Here is a 20445-nt window from a genome sequence, read left to right on the forward strand (position 1 = left end):
GGCGGGCCTCCTCTACTTTCCGGGCGCGGTGGGCGCGGTGGTGAGCAGGGGCTTGGGCGAGGTCGTGCCGTCCGGCACCCCGAACGCCGTGATGGCGAGGACGAGGGCCAGCGCGGCGACCAGCCCGATGGCGGCGGCGACGAGAGCGCGCATGCCGGGGCCTCCGGAATCTGATGGGGCGTCAGGGAGGGGGCACCGTAGCAACGCGGGGGCGAGATGAGAACCGTTCGGCTACGGGGTTTCCGTGGCCGGCGGGGTGGTGGTCGGGCGCGGCTTCACCGTGGCTTTCGGGGACGCGGTGGGCTGGGCGGCGCTCGGCGACGCGGTGGGGCCGGCGCTCGCTGTCGGACTGGGCGTCGGACTGGGCTTCGAGGTCGGCTTCGGGCTCGGCTTCGGCGTGGGAGTGGGAGTGGGCGTGGGCGTAGGGGTCGGCTTGGGCGTGGGGGACGGGGTGGGGGTCGGGGTCGGGGTCGGGGTCGGGGTGGGCGTCGGCTTGGGAGTGGGGGTCGGCGTCGGCGTCGGGTCCGGCGTCGGCTTCGGGGTCGGGGTCGGGGTTGGCGTCGGCTTCGGGGTCGGCGAGGGCTTCGGCGTCGATGTCGGCGAGGGCGTGGGGGTCGGCTTCGGGGTGGGGGTCGTGGCCGGGGCCGGGCGGGGGTTCGTCACCGCCGGTTCGGTCGCGCCGGCGCCGGAGCCCGAGTCGTCCGGGACCTCGTGCGTTCCCTTCAGGTAGTACGTGAACCAGGACCGCACCGTGCGCAGGTACTCCCCGGACCGGTTGTACGAGAGCACCGCCCGGTCCAGGTCCGCGCCCACCCGCAGGTCACGGTTGCCCGCGCAGAGGTAGCGGCCGGCGGCGAGCGCCGCGTCGTGGACGTTGTTCGGGTTGCGCCGGCCGTCGCCGTCGGCGTCCTGGCCCCATGCCGCCCACGTCGACGGGATGAACTGCATGGGCCCCACCGCCCGGTCGTACCGTGCGTCGCCGTCGTAGGCACCGCCGTCGGTGTCGGAGATGTTCGCGAAGCCGTTCCCGTCGAGCACGGGTCCCAGGATCGGCCGCAGCGTGGTGCCGGCGGCGTCCACCCGGCCGCCTCGGGCCTGCCCCGACTCGACCTTCCCGATCGCCGCGAGGAGTTGCCAGCGGAGCCCGCATCCGGGGTCGGTCCGCGCCACCTCGGCCTCGGCCCGCCGGTACGCGGCGAGCACGCTCGCCGGGATCCCCCGCACGCCCTCGGCGTCGCCGAGGGCGACGGGTTCGGTGCGCGGCACCTCGGTCGTGGGCGCCGGCTGTGGGGACGCGGTCGGGGCGTCCTGCGCCGGCAGGAGGAGCGCGGGCGGCTCCGGGCTGATCAGGGGCGGCAGTTCGGTGTAATAGCTGGAGTCGCCGCCGGCGTCGTTCGGTGTGGCGGTGCCCCCGGGGCGCGTGGTGGTCGCGTCGGCCGCGCTCACCCGGTCCTCGCTGCCGACGGCCGGGCCCTGCGAGGCGCTCACGGCGGCGATCACCAGCGCGGAGATCACGGCGGCGACCGCGCCCCTGCGCGGTCCGCGTCCGAACCGGGCCGATATTCGAGACGGCATGAGCCGACCCCCCTCCCCCTCGACGTGCGCGTGACCCTACGTCAACCGGCTGCACAAGACACCCACCAGTGCGCCGAATTCACCACTTCCCCACGACCCTGCGCAGGTCACGCATACTGTGCGGACCGTTCCGCGCGCATTGACCGAAGTAAGGAACCGAAGCCGGGACGCCTCCCGGGCAGGAGGTCCGGGAGGTCATCGAAGACCACGAGAGGCGCCATGCCGTTCACCCTCAGCCATGCGGCCGCCGTCCTTCCGGCCGTCCGCCGGACCGGCCGGGCGCGCGGGCCGCTCGTCGCCTGCGCCCTGGTGCTCGGCTCGTTCGCGCCCGACACCTTCTACTTCCTGGACGCGATCGTCGGCGGCGTGATGCGGTACGGGGCCTTCACGCACTCGATCCCGGGGGTGTTGACCGCCGACGCCCTGCTGACCGCCGCCCTGGTGGGGTGTTGGCTGTTGCTGCGCGAACCGCTGGTCGCGCTGCTGCCTCGGGCCTGGCGGGGGCGCGTGTACACCTTCGTGCGGGGCGAGCACTGGCGGCGGGGTCGTCGGCTGCCCCCGCTCGCGCTGTGGTTCTACCTGTCGGCGGTCCTCGGGTCCCTGACCCACGTGGTGTGGGACAGCTTCACGCACCTGGACCGGTGGGGCACGAACGCGCTGCCGTCGCTCGGCGAGCCCCTCGCGTTCGGGCTGCCTCTTTACTCGTACCTCCAGTACGGCACTTCGGCGTTCGCCGCGTGCGCGCTGCTGTGGTTCACGGTGACGGCGCTGCGCCGGTTGCCGCTCTCCCCCGTGCCGCCGTCGGTGCCGGTGCTCGGCCGGGGGGAGGTCTGGGGTGCGCTCGCCCTCGTCGTGGGGTGCGTGGCCGTCGGGGTGACGATGCGGGTGATCCGCTATTTCACGTTCTTCGACCGGATCCGTACGCCGCTCGACATCATCCCGACCGTCTGCTTCGGCGCGGGCGGCGGTCTGATCGTGGCGCTGCTGCTGTACGGGGCCCTGGTGCGGCTGCGCCGGCGGGGTGACCGGCGTCCCGCCGACGAGGACGAGGACGCGCGGACGCCCGCCCCCGTGGCGTGACGGGGGCGGGCGTCGCGGTGGTCGTGCGCGGGGTCAGTGCGCGGCGGACTCCCAGTCGGGGCCGACGCCCACGGACACGTCGAGCGGGGCTCGGAGTTCGACGGCGGCGCCCATCTCGCGGCGCACCAGTTCCTCGACCTTCTTCCGTTCGCCGGGGGCGATCTCCAGGACGATTTCGTCGTGGACCTGGAGCAGCATCCGCGACGTCAGCCCGGCCTCGGTGATCGCCTTGTCGACGCGCAGCATCGCGACCTTGACGATGTCGGCGGCGGTTCCCTGGATGGGGGCGTTGAGCGCCATCCGCTCGGCGGCCTCGCGGCGCAGTCGGTTGTCGCTGTTGAGGTCGGGCAGGTAGCGGCGGCGGCCGAGCACCGTCTCGGTGTAGCCGGTGGCGCGGGCTTCCTCGACGACGCGCTGGAGGTAGTCGCGGACCCCGCCGAAGCGCTCGAAGAAGGTCTCCATGAGGCCGCGGGCCTCGCCGGGCTCGATGTTCAGCTGCTGGGAGAGCCCGAACGCGGAGAGCCCGTAGGCGAGTCCGTACGACATGGCCTTGATCTTGCGGCGCATCTCGGCGTCGACCTCGGAGCGTTCCACGCCGAACACCTGGGAGGCGACGGTGGTGTGGAGGTCCTCGCCGGTCGCGAACGCCTCGATGAGGCCCTCGTCCTCGGACAGGTGGGCCATGACGCGCAGTTCGATCTGGCTGTAGTCGGCCGTCATCAGCGACTCGTAGCCCTCGCCGACGACGAAGCCGCGGCGGATGGCGCGGCCCTCGTCGGTGCGCACCGGCACGTTCTGGAGGTTCGGGTCGGTGGAGGACAGTCGGCCGGTCGCGGCGACGGTCTGGCTGAAGCTGGTGTGGACGCGGCCGTCGGCGGCGATGGCCTTGACCAGGCCTTCGACGGTGACGCGGAGCTTGGCCTGTTCCCGGTGCCGCAGCATGATCACGGGGAGTTCGTGGTCGGTCTGGCCGGCGAGCCAGGCCAGGGCGTCCGCGTCGGTGGTGTAGCCGGTCTTGGTCTTCTTCGTCTTGGGCAGGTCCAGTTCGCCGAAGAAGACTTCCTGGAGCTGCTTGGGCGAGCCGAGGTTGAACTCGTGGCCGACGGCGGCGTGCGCTTCCTTGACGGCCTGCTGCACGGCGCCCGCGAACTGCTGCTCCATGCCCTCCAGGTGGTCCCGGTCGGCGGCGATGCCGGCGCGTTCCAGGCGGGCCAGGAGTTCGGAGGTGGGCAGCTCCATGTCGTGGAGCAGTTCGACGGCGCCCACCTCGGCCAGCCTCGCCGTGAAGGCGTCGCCCAGGTCGAGGACCGCGCGGGCCTGCGCCATCAGCGCCTCGGCCTCGGCGGTGTCGTCGGCGCCGAAGGCGAGCTGGCCGTCGGCGGCGGCGGGTGCCAGCTCGCGGTGCAGGTACTCCATGGACAGCGCGTCCAGTGCGAAGGACCGGCGGCCGGGCTTGACCAGGTACGCGGCGAGCGCGGTGTCCATGGTGACGCCGGCGAGGGTCCAGCCGTGCTCGGGGAAGACCCGCATCAGGCCCTTGGCGTTGTGCACGACCTTGGGCCTGGCGGCGTCCGCGGCCCAGGCGGCGAAGGCCCGCTCGTCGCTCTCGTCGAGCGAGGAGGGCTCGAACCAGGCGGCGGCGCCGCCCGCCGAGGCCAGTCCGATCTCGGCGACGTCGCCCTGGCCGAGGGCCCAGGTGTCGACGGTGGCGACGCCGAGGGGTCCGCCGGCGTGGGTCTCCAGCCAGGGTGCCAGTTCGCCGGTGCCCAGTACGGACGCGTCCAGCTCCACGGCGGCGACGGGGGCCGGCGGCTCCTCCTCGGCCGCGCCCGGGTCCACGGCGAGCAGTCGCTCGCGCAGCGAGGGGTTGCGGATCTCCAGTACGTCCAGCACGCCGGTGACGGCGGACCGGTCGTAGGCGGTGCGGCCCAGGTCGGCGGGGGTCTTGGGCAGCTCGACGTCCTTGACCATCTCGGTCAGGACGCGGTTGAGCTTGACGGCGTCGAGGTGGTCGCGGAAGTTCTGTCCGGCCTTGCCCTTGACCTCGTCGGCGCGTTCCACGAGTTCCGCGAACGAGCCGAACTGGGTGATCCACTTGGCGGCGGTCTTCTCGCCGACGCCGGGGATGCCCGGGAGGTTGTCCGACGGGTCTCCGCGCAGCGCCGCGAAGTCGGGGTACTGCCGCGGGGTGAGGCCGTACTTCTCCTCGACCTTCTCCGGGGTGAAGCGGGTCAGCTCGGAGACGCCCTTGGTCGGGTAGAGGACGGTGGTGTGTTCGGAGACGAGCTGGAAGGAGTCCCGGTCCCCGGTGACGATCAGCACGTCGAAGCCGAGGGCCTCCGCCTGCGTCGCCAGGGTCGCGATCACGTCGTCGGCCTCGAAGCCGTCGACCGCGAAGCGCGGCACCTTCATCGCGTCGAGGAGCTCGCCGATCAGCTCGACCTGCCCCTTGAACTCGTCGGGGGTCTTGGATCGGTTCGCCTTGTACTCGGGGAACTCCGTCGAGCGCCACGTCTTGCGGGACACGTCGAACGCCACCGCGAAGTGCGTGGGCGCCTCGTCGCGCAGCGTGTTCGCCAGCATCGACGCGAAGCCGTAGATGGCGTTGGTCGGCTGGCCGGTCGCGGTGGTGAAGTTCTCCGCGGGCAGCGCGAAGAACGCCCGGTACGCCAGGGAGTGCCCGTCCATGAGCATCAGGCGGGGGCGGTCCGCTGCGGTCGTCTGGTCGGTCTTCTTCGATGCTGAATCTGCCACGCCCCCGATCCTAGGCGTCCGCTCCGACAATTCCGGCCGGGCCGGTGCCGCCCGCTCCCGCAGCGGGCCGGGCGGGGCGAGCGCACCGTCGGCGGGCGGGCGCGGGCGTGACAGGATCGCAGGAGTACTCGGATGGACGCAGCGGCGCCGCTGCGATGCTCGAAGGGGAGCGACATGGCCACCAAGCCGCCCGCAGGTGATCCCGTACAGGACGCGCCCCGGATCGCGCCGCCGGGGCGTGCCGCCGCCGGGCTGCCGGCCATCGGGCACACGCTGCGGATCGCCCAGCAGCAGATGGGCCTGGCCCGTACCGCGCGGACCCTCCTCAAGGTCAACCAGAAGGACGGCTTCGACTGCCCGGGCTGCGCCTGGCCCGAGGGCGACAAGCGGCACACCGCGGAGTTCTGCGAGAACGGCGCGAAGGCCGTCGCGGAGGAGGCGACGCTGCGTCGGGTCACGCCCGAGTTCTTCGCGGCGCACCCGCTCGCCGACCTGGAGGGGCGCTCCGGCTACTGGCTGGGGCAGCAGGGGCGGATCACGGAGCCGATGCTGCTGCCCGAGGGCGGCGACCGGTACGAGCCGGTGAGCTGGGAGCGGGCGTTCGCGATCATCGCGGAGGAGCTGACGGCGCTCGGCTCCCCCGACGAGGCCCTCTTCTACACCTCGGGGCGCACGAGCAACGAGGCGGCGTTCCTCTTCCAGCTCTTCGCCCGCGAGTTCGGCACCAACAACCTGCCCGACTGTTCCAACATGTGCCACGAGTCCTCGGGCTCGGCGCTGAACGAGACCATCGGGATCGGCAAGGGCAGCGTCTCCCTGGAGGATCTCCACCAGGCCGAGTTGATCATCGTGGCCGGGCAGAACCCGGGCACCAACCACCCGCGCATGCTCTCCGCCCTGGAGCGGGCCAAGTCCGCCGGCGCGAAGATCATCTCGGTGAATCCGCTGCCCGAGGCCGGCATGGAGCGGTTCAAGAACCCGCAGACCCCCCTCGGCATGCTCCGGGGCACCGCCCTCAACGACCTGTTCCTCCAGATCCGCATCGGCGGCGACCAGGCCCTCTTCCGGCTCCTCAACAAGCTCGTCATCGAGACCGACGGCGCCATCGACGAGGAGTTCATCCGCGAGCACACCCACGGGTACGAGGAGCTCGCGGCGGCGGCCGCGGAGACCGACTGGGACGAGACCCTCACCGCCACCGGCCTCACCCGCCCGGAGATCGAGGGCGCCCTGGCCATGATCCTGGCCTCGAAGCGGACGATCGTCTGCTGGGCCATGGGCCTCACCCAGCACAAGCACTCCGTCGCCACCATCCGCGAGGTCGTCAACCTGCTCCTGCTCCGCGGCGACATCGGCCGGCCCGGCGCCGGCGTCTGCCCCGTCCGCGGCCACTCCAACGTCCAGGGCGACCGCACCATGGGCATCTTCGAACGGCCCGCACCGGCCTTCCTCGACGCCCTCGACCGGGAGTTCGGCATCACCTCGCCCCGCCGGCACGGCTTCGACGTGGTCCGCTCCATCGAGGCGCTGCGCGACGGCGAGGCCAAGGTCCTCTTCGCCATGGGCGGCAACTTCGTCGGCGCCACCCCGGACACCGCCGTCACCGAGGCCGCGATCCGCCGCGCCTCCCTGACCGTCCACGTCTCCACCAAGCTCAACCGCTCCCACGCGGTCACCGGCCGGCGCGCCCTGATCCTGCCCACCCTCGGCCGCACCGACAAGGACGTCCAGGCCGCCGGCAGGCAGTTCGTCACCGTCGAGGACTCCATGGGCATGGTCCACGCCTCCCGCGGCAACCTCGCCCCCGCCTCCCCGCACCTGCTCTCCGAGCCCGCCATCGTGGCCCGCCTGGCCCGCGCGGTCCTCGGCGCCGCCTCGGCCACCCCGTGGGAGGAGTTCGAGCGGGACTACGGGACCGTCCGCGACCGGATCTCCCGCGTGGTCCCCGGCTTCGAGGACTTCAACGCGCGCGCCGCCCGACCCGAGGGGTTCCGGCTGCCGCACGCCCCGCGCGACGAGCGCCGCTTCCCCACGAAGACCGGGAAGGCGAACTTCACGGCCGCGCCCGTGGAGTACCCCCGCGTCCCCGAGGGGCGACTGCTGCTCCAGACCCTGCGCTCGCACGACCAGTACAACACCACGATCTACGGCCTCGACGACCGCTACCGGGGCATCACCGGGGGCCGTCGCGTCGTCATGGTCAATCCGCTCGACGCGGCCGAGCTGGGCCTCGTCGACGGCGCGTACACCGACATCGTCGGCGAGTGGAGGGACGGGGTGGAGCGGCGCGCCCCCGGCTTCCGGATCGTCCACTATCCGACGGCGCGCGGGTGCGCCGCCGCCTACTACCCCGAGACCAACGTGCTGGTCCCCCTCGACTCCACCGCGGACACCAGCAACACCCCCGCGAGCAAGTCCGTCGTCGTGCGCTTCGAACCGGCCTGATAGAACGACTCCAGGACAAGATGGTTAACGAACGTTGACACACGAACGGAGCCGGCCCATGGGCGAGCAGCACGCTGTGAAGTTCCCGCAGGAGGTCCTCGACGAGTACACGGCCATGGGCATCGACCTGCCCTCGCTGTTCTCGGCGGGCCACCTCGGCGAACGCATGGACATCCGCATCCTGGAGGCCTCGGCCGACAAGGTCGTCGCCACCATGCCCGTGGAGGGCAACACCCAGCCCTACGGACTCCTGCACGGCGGCGCCTCCGCCGTCCTCGCCGAGACCCTCGGCTCGATCGGCGCGATGATGCACGGCGGCATCAACAAGGTCGCCGTCGGCGTCGACCTGAACTGCACCCACCACCGGGGCGTCCGCTCCGGGCTGGTCACCGGCGTCGCCACGCCCGTCCACAAGGGCCGCTCCACCACCACGTTCGAGATCGTCATCACCGACGACCAGGACAAGCGCGTCTGCACCGCCCGTCTCACCTGCCTCCTGCGCGACACGGACTCTTAACAGCGTTTCCGCCACCGGCCGTTGTGCGCTTCCCGGCGCCGGTCTAGCGTTCCCGCATGGGATCCGGACCGGCGCCGTCGCGCGTCACGGCCGCCTGGGCGACGACGGCGCTCCTGGCCGCCGCCCTCCTCGGCTGCGGCGCCGGGAGCGGGCCGTCCGCCGACACCCCCACCCCCGCCGCCACCCCGCCGCAACGGCTGTGCGCCGACCTGATCACGCACTGGGCCGGGGTGCTCCTCGACGCCGGCGACGGCAGGGACGCCGTCGGGCTGGACTACCAGGCCATGGGGCTGTCCGGCGACCAGTACGAGATCCTGCGCGCCGTCCTCGACGGGGCCCGCGCCGCCCGGCGGGACGAAGGCGCGCCGGCGGCCCGCGCGTTCGGCGCCCGCGAGGCCGAGCGGCGCTGCGCGGAGCGACACCGCTCCGGCACACCGACCGACGGGCCCTGGGGATGAGCGGCGGCATCGGTCCGGTCGAGCCCGGCGAGGGCACCGCGGGCCGTGAGGGCCATGAGCGTCCGCACAGCGGACGCCCCGCGCCCGCCGCCGCCCGGTGGGCCCGCGACCGCTACGCGCGCCACCGGCGGGCCGTCCTGGCCCTGGGCGGGCTGACCTGCGCGGTCGTGCTGGCCGCGGGCGCCGTCCGGTTGTACGCGGACCGGCCGCGGCCCGTGCCGTACGTCCCTCCGGCTCCGTCGCAGGTGGTCTCGCTGACCTATCTCGAACCCGTGGAACCTCCCCCCGCGGACGCTGCCTTCGCGTTCACTGTCCGTGTGCGGAACGCCTCCGCGGGCCCCGTCGAGGTGGAGGGCATCGGCCAGCCGTCCCGGGCACTGAGGGTGATGATCCGGCCACCGCTGCCGGTCACGGTGGGTGCGGGGGAAGCGCGCGAGGTCGTCGTCCGCATTCTGGCGACCGACTGCGTGCATGTAGCACGGAATTCCGGACTCCCTTTTCTGGAAGTGACCCTCAGTAATGGATTTCGGAAAGAGCGGCACAGTTACATCCCGGGTGACCGATATGCCAGGGATCTCTCCGTCGCCCTGACCAGGGCCTGTCCCGTAGATCGAGACATGACGGACACGCCGCCGTCATGAGTAAAACCCCCCAGACGCCTGGAAAGTCAGTACTTAAACCGGCCCATGCACCTGCCGCATCTCAGCATGCGGACAAGACGAACCGGCCGGAATTCCCCCGTTCCACCCACAGAGATCCGCTATGTATTACGCCGTGGCATAACAAGAGAGTCACATCATTGGCCTCAGCCCTCCATAACGTCCTAAGTCCCGCTTAGAGTCACGGCCAGTCACCGCGACCACCGGATTCCTTTCAGTTCGGTTCCCCGCGTTCGACACGGTGCGTCCCACGGGGGACGCAGTGCCAGGAAAGGACTGATCGTGCGTCAGCGTTCTCTCATTGCCGTGACCGCCGCGCTCGCCGCGGGCGCCCTCACCCTCACCGCCTGTGGCTCCCGCGACGACAAGGGCGGTGACTCCGCCGGCGGTGCCACCGCCACGGTCGTCATCGGCGTCGACGCCCCGCTCACCGGTGACCTCTCGGCCCTCGGCCTCGGCATCCGCAACTCCGTCGACCTCGCGGTGCGCCAGGCCAACGAGAAGAAGACCGTCCCCGGCGTCACCTTCAAGATCGAGGCGCTGGACGACCAGGCGCAGGCCTCTTCCGGCCAGCAGAACGCCACCAAGCTCACCGCCAACAAGGACGTCGTCGGCGTCGTCGGCCCGCTGAACTCCTCGGTCTCCGAGTCGATGCAGAAGGTCTTCGACGACGCGAAGCTCGTCCAGATCTCCCCCGCCAACACGAGCCCCTCCCTCTCGCAGGGACCCAAGTGGGCCACCGGCGAGAAGACCCGCACCTACAAGAGCTACTTCCGCACCGCCACCACGGACGCCATCCAGGGCCCGTTCGCGGCGCAGTACCTCTTCAACAAGGCGGGCAAGAAGAAGGTCTTCATCATCGATGACAAGAAGACCTACGGCGCCGGCCTCGCCGGAACCTTCAAGGGCGAGTTCACCAAGCTCGGCGGCGCCGTCGCCGGCGAGGGCCACATCGACCCCGAGTCCAAGGACTTCTCGGCCGTCGTGACCCAGGTCAAGAGCTCCGGCGCCGACGCCGTCTACTACGGCGGCGAGTACCCGGCGGCCGGCCCGCTCAGCAAGCAGATCAAGGCCTCCGGCGCCAACATCCCGCTCGTCGGCGGTGACGGCATCTACGACAAGAAGTACGTCGAGCTCGCCGGCGCCGGCGCCGTGGGCGACTTCGCCACCTCGGTCGGCGCGCCGGTCGAGAGCCTGCCCTCCGCCAAGGAGTTCATCGCCAACTACACCAAGGCCGGCTTCAAGGAGCCCTTCGCCGCCTACGGCGGTTACTCCTACGACTCCGCCTGGGCGATCATCGAGGGCGTCAAGGCCGCCGTCGCCGCCAACGACGGCAAGCTCCCCACCGACGCCCGCGCCAAGGTCCTCGAAGCCGTCCAGAAGGTCTCCTTCGACGGCGTGACCGGCAAGGTCTCCTTCGACGAGTTCGGTGACGCGACCAACAAGCAGCTCACCGTCTACAAGGTCGAGGGCACCGACTGGAAGTCCGTCGAGTCCGGCACCTTCGGCGGCTGATCCCACCCGCCGGCCACTGATCACCAGCCTGCCGGCACACCATCTCTGCCGCGCGGGGCGCGCACCATAGCGCCCCGCGCGGTGTCACATCCGTCGAAAGACTCGGAGGACCTGCGGTGCACGAACTGCCGCAACAGCTGGTCAACGGCCTGCTACTGGGATCCATGTACGGGCTCGTCGCCATCGGCTACACGATGGTCTATGGCATTGTCCAGCTCATCAACTTCGCCCACGGCGAGATCTTCATGACCGGTGGGTTCGGAGCCCTCACGGTCTGGCTGATGCTCCCCACCGGCACCACCATGTGGGTCGCACTGCCCCTCATGCTCATAGGCGCGGTCTTCGTGGCCACCACCATCGCCGTCGCGGCGGAACGCTTCGCGTACCGACCCCTGCGCAGCGCACCCCGCCTCGCCCCCCTCATCACCGCCATCGGCCTCTCCATCGCCCTCCAGCAGGCGGTATGGGCCTGGTTCCCCGGCGCCACGAGCTCCCTGGTCTTCCCCGAGATCCCCGGCGGCCCCTTCCACCTCGGCAGCATCACCATTCAGACCGGTGACGTCTTCCTCATGATCGCCGCCCCCGTGTCCATGGCCTTCCTCGGCTTCTTCGTCAAGAAGACCCGCACCGGCCGCGGCATGCAGGCGACCGCCCAGGACCCCGACACCGCCAAGCTCATGGGCATCAACACGGACCGCATCATCACCACCGCGTTCGCCCTCGGAGCCGTCTTCGCCGCCGTCGGAGCGGTCGCCTACGGCCTCAAGTACGGCGAAGTCCAGTTCAAGATGGGCTTCCTGCTCGGCCTCAAGGCCTTCACCGCGGCCGTCCTCGGCGGCATCGGCAACATCTACGGCGCCATGGTCGGCGGTCTCGTCCTCGGCCTCGCCGAAACCCTGACCACCGCCTACGTCGCCGACATCCCCGGCTTCGAACAGCTCGGCGGCCAGTCCTGGGGTAACACCTGGGCGTTCGTACTTCTCATCCTCGTGCTCCTCTTCCGGCCGCAAGGCCTGCTGGGCCAGCGCGTGGCGGACAGGGTGTGACAACCATGACGACCATCACCGCGGAAACCGCGACGACGACCACCGCACCGCAGAACAAGGGCTTCATCCCCCTCTCCGAGAAGACGGGCCGCGCCCTCGCCACCGCCGGCGGCGCCCTCACCGTCGTCTCCGCCTTCCTCGCCTGGACCTGGACCGCCGCCTTCCCCGGAGACCTCACCGTCTACGGCTACCCCGGCGGCATGCAGTGGCTCGTCCTCATCGGCGGCGCCCTCACCACGCTCTTCGCCCTCGCCTCCTACGGGGTCAAGGGACTGGGCTGGATCGCCCCCGCAGGCACCGACGCGGCCATCAAGCTCGCCGCCCTTGCCGCCTTCGTCACCACCTGGTACACCGCCATCGCGATCGTGGTCGAGCTCGGCGCACTCGTCGACCTCGAACCCGGCGCGGGCATCGCCGCCCTCGCCAGCCTCGCCGCGGTCATCGGCGCCTTCGCGCTCCCCTTCGAGCGCCCCACGCTCGAAGGCCCCGACCCGGACGACGGCGACTGGGACAAGTTCAAGCACAACGCCGGAAACCGCTGGACGACCTTCAAGGCCGCCTTCGTCTCCGGCCCGATCAAGCCGGCCCGCGTGCTCCCCGCCTGGGTCGAGATCCTCCTCATCGCCGCCGTCCTCGGCCTCGCCCTCACGGTGTTCACGTACGGCATCACCACCCCGTACCAGGAACTCTTCGTCGGCTTCCTGATCACGGCCGGATTCGGCGCCGCCGCGATCAACAAGGCGGGCCTCATGGCCCGTCTGAGCACCCTCACCGCCCGGCACCGCAACGTCGCCCTCGTCGGCGCCTTCGCCGCCGCGGCCGCCTTCCCCCTCACCCAGACCGACGACCAGTACGCGAACCTCGGCGTCAACATCCTGATCTTCGCCACCGTCGCACTCGGCCTGAACATCGTGGTCGGCCTCACCGGCCTCCTCGACCTGGGATACGTCGCCTTCCTCGGCGTCGGTGCCTACACCGCCGCCCTGGTCTCCGGCTCGCCCAACTCCCCCTTCGGAGTGCACTTCCCCTTCTGGGCCGCACTCCTCGCCGGCGCCGTCGCATCAATGATCTTCGGTGTCCTCATCGGCGCCCCCACGCTGCGCCTGCGCGGCGACTACCTCGCCATCGTCACCCTCGGCTTCGGTGAGATCTTCCGCATCTCCATGAACAACCTCGACGGTGTCTCCGGCCCCGACATCACCAACGGGCCCAACGGCATCGCCAACATCCCGAACATCAACATCTTCGGGTTCGACTTCGGCGCGGCACACACCATCGCCGGATTCACCATCGGCAGGTTCGCGAACTACTTCCTGCTGATGCTCCTCATCACCCTGATCGTGGTCCTGGTCTTCCGCCGCAGCGCCGAATCCCGCATCGGCCGCGCCTGGGTCGCCATCCGCGAGGACGAGACCGCCGCCGAGGCCATGGGCATCAACGGCTTCCGCGTCAAGCTCATCGCCTTCGCCCTCGGCGCCACCCTCGCCGGCCTCGCCGGCGCCGTCCAGGCCCACGTCCAGTACACGGTCACCCCCGACCAGTACACCTTCGCCAACGCCGTGCCCCCGAACTCCGCGTTCCTGCTCGCCGCGGTAGTCCTCGGCGGCATGGGCACCATCTCCGGACCCCTCGTCGGCGGATCACTGCTCTTCCTGATCCCCAACAAGCTCCAGTTCCTGGGCGAATACCAGCTCCTCGTCTTCGGTGTCGCACTCATCGTCCTGATGCGCCTGCGCCCCGAGGGCCTCATCCCCAACAAGCGCAACCAGCTCGAACTCCACGACTCGCTCGAAGCGCCCACAGTCCTCGGTAAGGCAGGGGTCTGACCCATGACGACCACCACCACCGACACCCCCGACACCCCCGCCGTCACCACGGCGGAGACCGTCCTCGACGCACGCGGCGTCACGATGCGCTTCGGCGGCCTCACCGCCGTCAAGAACGTCGACCTGACCGTCCGCAGCGGCGAGATCGTCGGACTCATCGGCCCCAACGGCGCCGGCAAGACCACCTTCTTCAACTGCCTCACCGGCCTCTACATCCCCACCGAGGGTGAAGTCCGGTACAAGGGCACGGTCCTGCCCCCCAAGTCGTTCAAGGTCACCGCGGCCGGTGTCGCACGCACCTTCCAGAACATCCGTCTCTTCAACAACATGACGGTCCTGGAGAACGTCCTCGTCGGACGCCACACCCGCACCAAGGTGGGCCTCTGGTCCGCCCTGCTGCGCCTCCCGAGCTTCGGCCGGGAGGAAGCGGCCAGCCGCGACAAGGCGATGGAACTCCTCACCTTCATCGGCCTGGAGCACAAGGCCGACCACCTCGCGCGGAACCTGCCCTACGGCGAGCAGCGCAAGCTGGAGATCGCCCGCGCGCTCGCCAGCGACCCCGGTCTCATCCTCCTGGACGAGCCCACCGCCGGCATGAACCCGCAGGAGACCCGGACCACCGAGGAACTCATCTTCGCGATCCGGGACATGGGCATCGCCGTCCTCGTCATCGAGCACGACATGCGCTTCATCTTCAACCTCTGCGACCGCGTGGCCTGTCTCGTCCAGGGCGAGAAGCTCATCGAGGGCACCGCCACCGAGGTCCAGAGCGACGAGCGCGTCATCGCCGCCTACCTCGGCGAACCCTTCGAAGGCGCCCCCGGCGCCGAGGAAGTCGCGGAGGTCGAGGCCGCCGAGGCGCACAGCACCACCAGCACGGACGGAGAAGACCGGTGACCGCACTCCTGGAGGTCGAGGACCTCCGCGTCGCCTACGGCAAGATCGAAGCCGTCAAGGGCATCTCGTTCAGCGTCGACGCCGGCCAGATCGTCACCCTCATCGGCACCAACGGCGCGGGCAAGACCACCACCCTGCGCACGCTGTCGGGCCTGATCAAACCGCGCGGCGGCCAGATCAAGTTCCAGGGCAAGTCGCTCAAGAAGATCCCCGCGCACGACATCGTCGCGCTCGGGCTCGCCCACTCCCCCGAGGGGCGGCACATCTTCCCGCGCATGACCATCGAGGACAACCTCCTGCTCGGCGCCTTCCTCCGCAAGGACAAGGAAGGCATCCAGCAGGACGTCCAGCGCGCCTACGACCTCTTCCCCATCCTGGGCGAACGTCGCAAGCAGGCCGCCGGCACCCTCTCGGGCGGCGAGCAGCAGATGCTCGCCATGGGCCGCGCGCTCATGTCCCGCCCGAAGCTGCTCATGCTCGACGAGCCCTCCATGGGCCTCTCCCCGATCATGATGCAGAAGATCATGGCCACCATCGCCGAACTCAAGTCACAGGGCACCACCATCCTGCTCGTCGAGCAGAACGCCCAGGCGGCGCTCTCCCTCGCCGACAAGGGCCACGTGATGGAGATCGGCAAGGTCGTCCTCTCCGGACCCGGCCGTGAACTGCTCGTCAACGAGGACGTCCGCAAGGCGTACCTCGGCGAGGACTGATCCCCGCACCACACGCGTGAGGCCCGCCACCGGATCCCGGTGGCGGGCCTCACGCGTACCCGGGCCGTCAGCCCTTCGCGGCGTTCTTCTTCTCCTCGGCGTCCTCGATGACCGCCTCGGCGACCTGCTGCATCGACATGCGGCGGTCCATGGAGGTCTTCTGGATCCACCGGAACGCGGCCGGCTCCGTCAGCCCGTACTGGGTCTGCAGGATGCTCTTCGCCCGGTCCACCAGCTTGCGGGTCTCCAGCCGCAGCGAGAGGTCCGCGACCTCCTTCTCCAGCGCCCGCAGCTCCGCGAAGCGCGACACGGCCATCTCGATGGCCGGCACCACGTCGCTCTTGCTGAACGGCTTCACCAGGTACGCCATGGCGCCCGCGTCCCGGGCCCGCTCGACCAGGTCGCGCTGCGAGAAGGCGGTCAGCATCAGGACCGGGGCGATGGACTCCTCGGCGATCTTCTCGGCCGCGGAGATCCCGTCGAGGACGGGCATCTTCACGTCGAGGATCACCAGATCGGGGCGGTGTTCGCGGGCCAGATCCACGGCGGTCTGGCCGTCGCCGGCCTCGCCGACGACGGAGTAACCCTCCTCTTCGAGCATCTCCTTGAGGTCGAGACGGATGAGCGCCTCGTCCTCGGCGATGACGACGCGCGTCGTCAGCGGCGGAACGTGCGACTGGTCGGCGTCGGGCGTGGGCGTCGACTCGTGCTCGGCGGTCACGGAGGGCTCCTCTATACGGGGCATAACAAGCTCCCCTGAGCCTACCCACCTGCGGTAAGGTGGTCTCGCACAGGGCTCATCGGAGCCTTTGTTTCGTAGGCCCCAGTACTCCAACTGGTCAGAGAGGCCGCTCTCAAACAGCGGACAGTGTGGGTTCGAATCCCACCTGGGGCACTTTGCTTGCATTCCATGGTCACGCGATCTTCGCGTGACCATCACTCTTTCCGGCGAAGCCCGACGGGAACCCATCGCTCGCCCCGTGGAACACGGCAAGGTCGGGCACATGTACGACCTCGCGACGCGCGTTCGCGTCCTGGACCTGCTGACCGGCGACCGCAGTGTGAACTCCGTCAGCAAGGAGACCGGGATCTCCCGGGCCACCATCCGCGCCTGGCAGTCCCGGCCGCAACCTCGTCCCCGGCTCCTGCACCACGCCACGCCCTGCCAAGGGCCTGCCGACCAGGCCGCGTACGCGTACCTGCTCGGCCTCTACCTCGGCGACGGATGCGTCAGCCCACACCCCCGTGGCGGGCAGTACCTCCGCATAGCGTGTGCGGACGCGTGGCCGGGCCTCATCGAGCACTGCCGGGCCGCGATCACGGCGGTCCGGCCGGGCGAGAAGGTCTCCGTGCAACAGAAGCAGGGCTGCGTGGCCGTGACCGCCTACGGACACCACTGGACCTGCCTGTTCCCGCAGCACGGGCCCGGGAAGAAGCACGAGCGGCGGATCGTGCTGGAGGACTGGCAGCAGGAGATCGTGGACACGCATCCCTGGGAGTTCCTGCGGGGGCTGATCCACTCCGACGGATGTCGGATCACCAACTGGACCACCCGGATCGTGGGCGGGGTGTCCAAGCGGTACGAGTACCCCCGGTACTTCTTCACCAACAAGTCCGACGACATTCGCCTGCTCTGTACGGACACGCTCACCAAGGTCGGTGTCCGGTGGACGGTCCTGGCCCGGGGCGGTGATCCGTTCAATGTGTCCGTGGCCCGGAAGGACTCCGTCGCGCTGATGGACGCGCACATCGGGCCGAAGCATTAGGGAGCACCGCGAGAGAGCGCCCCTAGGACGGCAGGTCCCCGTCCCCTCCCAGGTTGGCGACCATGCGGCGCAGGACGTCGATCGTGGCGGCGTAGGCGGCGGTGTCGATGCCCTCGCGCATCCGCGCGTGGACGATCGCGTTGCGGTCGTGGGCGCGGAGGCGGCCGGCCTCGCCCTCGACGGTGAGGGTCAGGGCGCCCGCGGTCTCGACGAGCCAGCCGCGGGCGATCAGGTCCTCGTGGATCGCCTCGAAGTCGGTGCCCGCGTCGGCGTAGCGGGTCAGCTTCTCGGTGAGGGCGGGGCGTTGCCAGGCGGCGGGGGCGCCGGCGACGTGGTTGAGGATCCACCAGTGGGGTTGGGTGAGGTTCTCTTCGGCGAGGGCGGCGCGGAGGCCTCCGACGACGTGTTTGGCGGCCTCGGCGCTCCAGTGACCGATGGGCTGGGCGGCGAGTTGCTCCTGGGTGTACTGGGTGATCGTCATGTTCCGGAGCCTAGAAACTCAAGTGGACTTGAGGTCAAGGGTCCGCCGCGGTGGTGTGGGGTGCGGTGACGGTGACCGCGTCGGGCGGGCCCGACGCGGTGCGGTGCGTACGTGGTGCGTGTCTGCGTGTGTACGTGGTGCGTGTGTGCGTGGTGCGGTGGCCGGGGCCGGGGTCAGCGGACGGGGTCGCCGATGTGGTGGACGCGGACGAGGTTGGTGGAGCCGGTGACGCCGGGGGGCGAGCCGGCGGTGATGACGACGATGTCGCCGGGTACGCAGCGTCCGATGCGCAGGAGTTCTTCCTCGACCTGGGCGACCATGGCGTCGGTGGAGTCGACGTGGGGGCCGAGGAAGGTCTCGACGCCCCAGGTGAGGTTGAGTTGGGAACGGGTGGCGGAGTCGGGGGTGAAGGCGAGGAGGGGGATGGGCGAGCGGTAGCGGGAGAGCCGGCGGACGGTGTCCCCGCTCTGGGTGAAGGCGACGAGGAACTTGGCGCCGAGGAAGTCGCCCATTTCGGCGGCTGCGCGGGCCACGGCTCCGCCCTGGGTGCGGGGCTTGTTGCGGTCGGTGAGGGGCGGGAGGCCCTTGTCGAGGATGTCCTCCTCGGCGGCTTCGACGATGCGGGCCATGGTGGCGACGGTTTCGATGGGGTACTTGCCCACGCTGGTCTCGCCGGAGAGCATGACCGCGTCGGTGCCGTCGATGACGGCGTTGGCGACGTCGGAGGCCTCGGCGCGGGTGGGGCGGGAGTTCTCGATCATCGAGTCGAGCATCTGGGTGGCGACGATGACGGGCTTGGCGTTGCGCTTGGCGAGTTTGACGGCGCGCTTTTGGACGATGGGGACTTGTTCGAGGGGCATTTCGACACCGAGGTCGCCGCGGGCGACCATGATGCCGTCGAAGGCGGCGACGATGTCGTCGATGTTCTCGACGGCCTGGGGCTTCTCGATCTTGGCGATGACGGGGAGGCGGCGGCCTTCCTCGTCCATGATGCGGTGGACGTCGTCGATGTCGCGGCCGCTGCGGACGAAGGAGAGGGCGATGACGTCGGCGCCGGTGCGCAGGGCCCAGCGGAGGTCTTCGATGTCCTTCTCGGAGAGGGCGGGGACGGAGACGGCGACGCCGGGGAGGTTGAGTCCCTTGTGGTCGGAGACCATGCCGCCTTCGATGACGAGGGTGCGGACGCGGGGTCCGTCGACGTCGATGACCTGGAGGGTGACGCGTCCGTCGTCGACGAGGATGCGTTCGCCGATGGAGACGTCGGCCGCGAGGCCCTTGTAGGTGGTGCCGCAGGTGTGTCGGTCGCCCTCGTGGTCCTCGACGGTGATGGTGAACTCGTCGCCGCGTTCAAGGAGTACGGGGCCTTCGAGGAAGCGGCCAAGACGGATCTTCGGGCCTTGAAGGTCGGCGAGGACGCCGACGCTGCGGCCGGTCTCGTCGGAGGCCTTGCGCACGCGGTGGTAGCGCTCCTCGTGTTCGGCGTAGGTGCCGTGGCTGAGGTTGAGGCGGGCGATGTCCATTCCGACTTCGACCAGGGCTTTGATCTGGTCGTATGAGTCGGTGGCGGGGCCCAGGGTACATACGATTTTTGCTCGACGCATGAGTCGAGCGTATGCCCCTACCAGGCAGTAGGAAATTGGTTCCGGGTGTCCACTCAACAACCTTTGGGCGAAAGCTTGTTGACATTACTTGAATGTGCGTGGGGGTGCTCTGATGAGCACCCCCGAAGTGCCGTTCGTGGGGGTCGGCGCGGGGGTCGGGGCGGGTGCCCCTCCCCCGGCGGGTGCGCGTCGTTCAGAGTTGCGGCGGGGTCATGGTGAAGCGGGCGTTGACCTGGGCGTACACGGTCTGCCGCTGGGGTTCGAGGTCCAGCGGCGGGGCGGTGGCGTCCTCGGCGGCGCTGAAGGCCATGGTGCGCATGGCGCCGCCGGCCTGCGGGTAGGGCGAGGCGTTCTCGGCTCCGAGGTCGGCGAGTTCGACGAGGGCGGAGAGGTGGGCGCCGAGGGCCTCGGCGTATTCGCGGGCGCGCTGGACGGCTTCGAGCACGGCTTGCCGGCGGGCCTGGCCGTGGGCGGGCGAGGTGGGGCGCAGGGCCCACCAGGGGCCGTCGACGCTGGTGAGTTCGAGGTCGGCGAGGCGGGTGGTGAGTTCGCCGAGGGTGGTGAAGTCGTTGAGTTCGGCCGTGATGGTGACGCGTCCGTGGTAGGCGCGGATGCGTTCGCCGCGGCCGTGGCGGGTCAGTTCGGGGGTGATGGAGAAGGTGCCGGTTTCGAGTTTCTCGACGGGGTCGCCGTAGCCCTTGATGAGGTCGAGGACGGCGGTGTTGCGGCGGGTGAGGTCTTCGAGTGCGGAGCGGCGGTCGGTGCCGCGGGCGCTGACGGTGATGCCGATGCGGGCGATCTCGGGGTCGACTTCGATGCGGGCTTCGCCGCAGACGGCGACGCGGGGTACCTCGGGGGTTCCGTACGGCTGGGGTGTGGCGTCGTGAGTCATGGTTTCACTGTCGCACTGTCGCCCGGGGTGTGACGGAAGGCCGGGACCTCTTTCGGCCCCGGCGCGGCAGGATCCGAAAGAGACGGCCTAAGGGCTGTCCCGCAATCCCTGGCGGGCGCACGACGCCGGCCACGGCACCTCGCCGCGTTGTCGGAACGCCCGAATACGCCCAGTATGAGGACGTCCCTCCGCCTTGCGATGCACCGCGTCCGACGCCGTG

The 20445-nt window shown here is 70.3% G+C and carries 18 protein-coding genes and 1 tRNA gene; 12 read left to right on the top strand and 7 right to left on the bottom strand.

The features are described 5' to 3' along the window. Positions 1 to 12: 12 nt before the first annotated feature. Both ACFYW3_RS31550 and ACFYW3_RS31555 read right to left on the bottom strand, forming a co-directional pair. Complete coding sequence (locus tag ACFYW3_RS31550) at positions 13 to 153, bottom strand: SPW_0924 family protein (RefSeq protein WP_107089279.1); 141 nt, start codon at positions 151 to 153, stop codon at positions 13 to 15. A gap of 78 nt (positions 154 to 231) precedes the next feature. Continuing rightward, complete coding sequence (locus tag ACFYW3_RS31555) at positions 232 to 1575, bottom strand: lytic murein transglycosylase (protein WP_389388030.1); 1344 nt, start codon at positions 1573 to 1575, stop codon at positions 232 to 234. A 219-nt stretch (positions 1576 to 1794) separates the two neighbouring features. Here ACFYW3_RS31555 and ACFYW3_RS31560 point away from each other — a divergent pair, with 219 nt between their 5' ends. Continuing rightward, complete coding sequence (locus ACFYW3_RS31560) at positions 1795 to 2655, top strand: DUF4184 family protein (RefSeq protein WP_389388031.1); 861 nt, start codon at positions 1795 to 1797, stop codon at positions 2653 to 2655. Between the two features lie 33 nt (positions 2656 to 2688). On the opposite strand, the gene polA is transcribed toward ACFYW3_RS31560, so the two are convergent. Continuing rightward, a complete protein-coding gene (gene polA, locus ACFYW3_RS31565) occupies positions 2689 to 5409 on the bottom strand; it encodes a DNA polymerase I (RefSeq protein ID WP_389388032.1) in 2721 nt (906 codons plus the stop codon). A 174-nt stretch (positions 5410 to 5583) separates the two neighbouring features. Between polA and ACFYW3_RS31570 the strand changes: the two genes are divergently transcribed. The 9 genes from ACFYW3_RS31570 to ACFYW3_RS31610 all read left to right on the top strand — a co-directional run bounded on the left by ACFYW3_RS31570 (position 5584) and on the right by ACFYW3_RS31610 (position 15485). Next, positions 5584 to 7854 (top strand): FdhF/YdeP family oxidoreductase, encoded by a 2271-nt coding sequence (locus tag ACFYW3_RS31570; RefSeq protein WP_389388033.1) that lies wholly within the window; start codon positions 5584 to 5586, stop codon positions 7852 to 7854. 58 nt (positions 7855 to 7912) lie between these two features. Continuing rightward, entirely contained in the window at positions 7913 to 8371 is a 459-nt protein-coding gene (locus ACFYW3_RS31575) for a PaaI family thioesterase (protein ID WP_053684883.1), read from the top strand. Between the two features lie 56 nt (positions 8372 to 8427). After that, positions 8428 to 8829 carry a hypothetical protein gene (locus ACFYW3_RS31580; RefSeq protein WP_389388034.1) on the top strand — a complete coding sequence of 134 codons (402 nt, stop codon included), beginning with the start codon at positions 8428 to 8430 and terminating at the stop codon, positions 8827 to 8829. Beyond that, entirely contained in the window at positions 8826 to 9470 is a 645-nt protein-coding gene (locus tag ACFYW3_RS31585; RefSeq protein ID WP_389388035.1) for a Tat pathway signal sequence domain protein, read from the top strand. The genes ACFYW3_RS31580 and ACFYW3_RS31585 overlap by 4 nt, the downstream gene beginning before the upstream one ends. A 300-nt stretch (positions 9471 to 9770) precedes the next feature. Next, on the top strand, positions 9771 to 11003 hold the full coding sequence (locus ACFYW3_RS31590; protein ID WP_351757234.1) for a branched-chain amino acid ABC transporter substrate-binding protein: 1233 nt from the start codon (positions 9771 to 9773) through the stop codon (positions 11001 to 11003). A gap of 116 nt (positions 11004 to 11119) precedes the next feature. Further along, on the top strand, positions 11120 to 12049 hold the full coding sequence (locus tag ACFYW3_RS31595) for a branched-chain amino acid ABC transporter permease (protein WP_053684891.1): 930 nt from the start codon (positions 11120 to 11122) through the stop codon (positions 12047 to 12049). 5 nt (positions 12050 to 12054) lie between these two features. Beyond that, entirely contained in the window at positions 12055 to 13875 is a 1821-nt protein-coding gene (locus ACFYW3_RS31600; protein ID WP_389388036.1) for a branched-chain amino acid ABC transporter permease, read from the top strand. A 3-nt stretch (positions 13876 to 13878) separates the two neighbouring features. After that, positions 13879 to 14772 (top strand): ABC transporter ATP-binding protein, encoded by an 894-nt coding sequence (locus ACFYW3_RS31605; protein ID WP_053684895.1) that lies wholly within the window; start codon positions 13879 to 13881, stop codon positions 14770 to 14772. Beyond that, positions 14769 to 15485, top strand: coding sequence for an ABC transporter ATP-binding protein (locus ACFYW3_RS31610; RefSeq protein ID WP_053684897.1), 717 nt, complete (start codon positions 14769 to 14771; stop codon positions 15483 to 15485). Before ACFYW3_RS31605 ends, ACFYW3_RS31610 begins: the two co-directional genes overlap by 4 nt. A 67-nt stretch (positions 15486 to 15552) precedes the next feature. Here ACFYW3_RS31610 and ACFYW3_RS31615 read toward each other — a convergent pair whose 3' ends face one another. After that, positions 15553 to 16206, bottom strand: a complete 654-nt coding sequence (locus ACFYW3_RS31615; RefSeq protein WP_351376527.1) for a response regulator — start codon at positions 16204 to 16206, stop codon at positions 15553 to 15555. Positions 16207 to 16305: 99 nt separating this feature from the next. On the opposite strand from ACFYW3_RS31615, the gene ACFYW3_RS31620 reads away from it, so the two are divergent. Beyond that, positions 16306 to 16380 (top strand) — tRNA-Leu (locus ACFYW3_RS31620). Positions 16381 to 16489: 109 nt separating this feature from the next. Beyond that, a complete protein-coding gene (locus tag ACFYW3_RS31625; protein ID WP_351757298.1) occupies positions 16490 to 17251 on the top strand; it encodes a transcriptional regulator in 762 nt (253 codons plus the stop codon). Positions 17252 to 17273: 22 nt separating this feature from the next. On the opposite strand, the gene ACFYW3_RS31630 is transcribed toward ACFYW3_RS31625, so the two are convergent. From ACFYW3_RS31630 to ACFYW3_RS31640, 3 genes are all read right to left on the bottom strand, one after another. Further along, on the bottom strand, positions 17274 to 17732 hold the full coding sequence (locus ACFYW3_RS31630) for a MarR family transcriptional regulator (RefSeq protein WP_389388037.1): 459 nt from the start codon (positions 17730 to 17732) through the stop codon (positions 17274 to 17276). Positions 17733 to 17905: 173 nt separating this feature from the next. Beyond that, positions 17906 to 19333 carry a pyruvate kinase gene (pyk, locus tag ACFYW3_RS31635; protein ID WP_053684901.1) on the bottom strand — a complete coding sequence of 476 codons (1428 nt, stop codon included), beginning with the start codon at positions 19331 to 19333 and terminating at the stop codon, positions 17906 to 17908. A 193-nt stretch (positions 19334 to 19526) separates the two neighbouring features. Continuing rightward, positions 19527 to 20225, bottom strand: a complete 699-nt coding sequence (locus tag ACFYW3_RS31640; protein ID WP_351376533.1) for an SIMPL domain-containing protein — start codon at positions 20223 to 20225, stop codon at positions 19527 to 19529. Positions 20226 to 20445 lie beyond the last annotated feature (220 nt).

It is taken from the genome of Streptomyces sp. NPDC002602 (assembly GCF_042889445.1).
GTDB lineage: Bacteria > Actinomycetota > Actinomycetes > Streptomycetales > Streptomycetaceae > Streptomyces.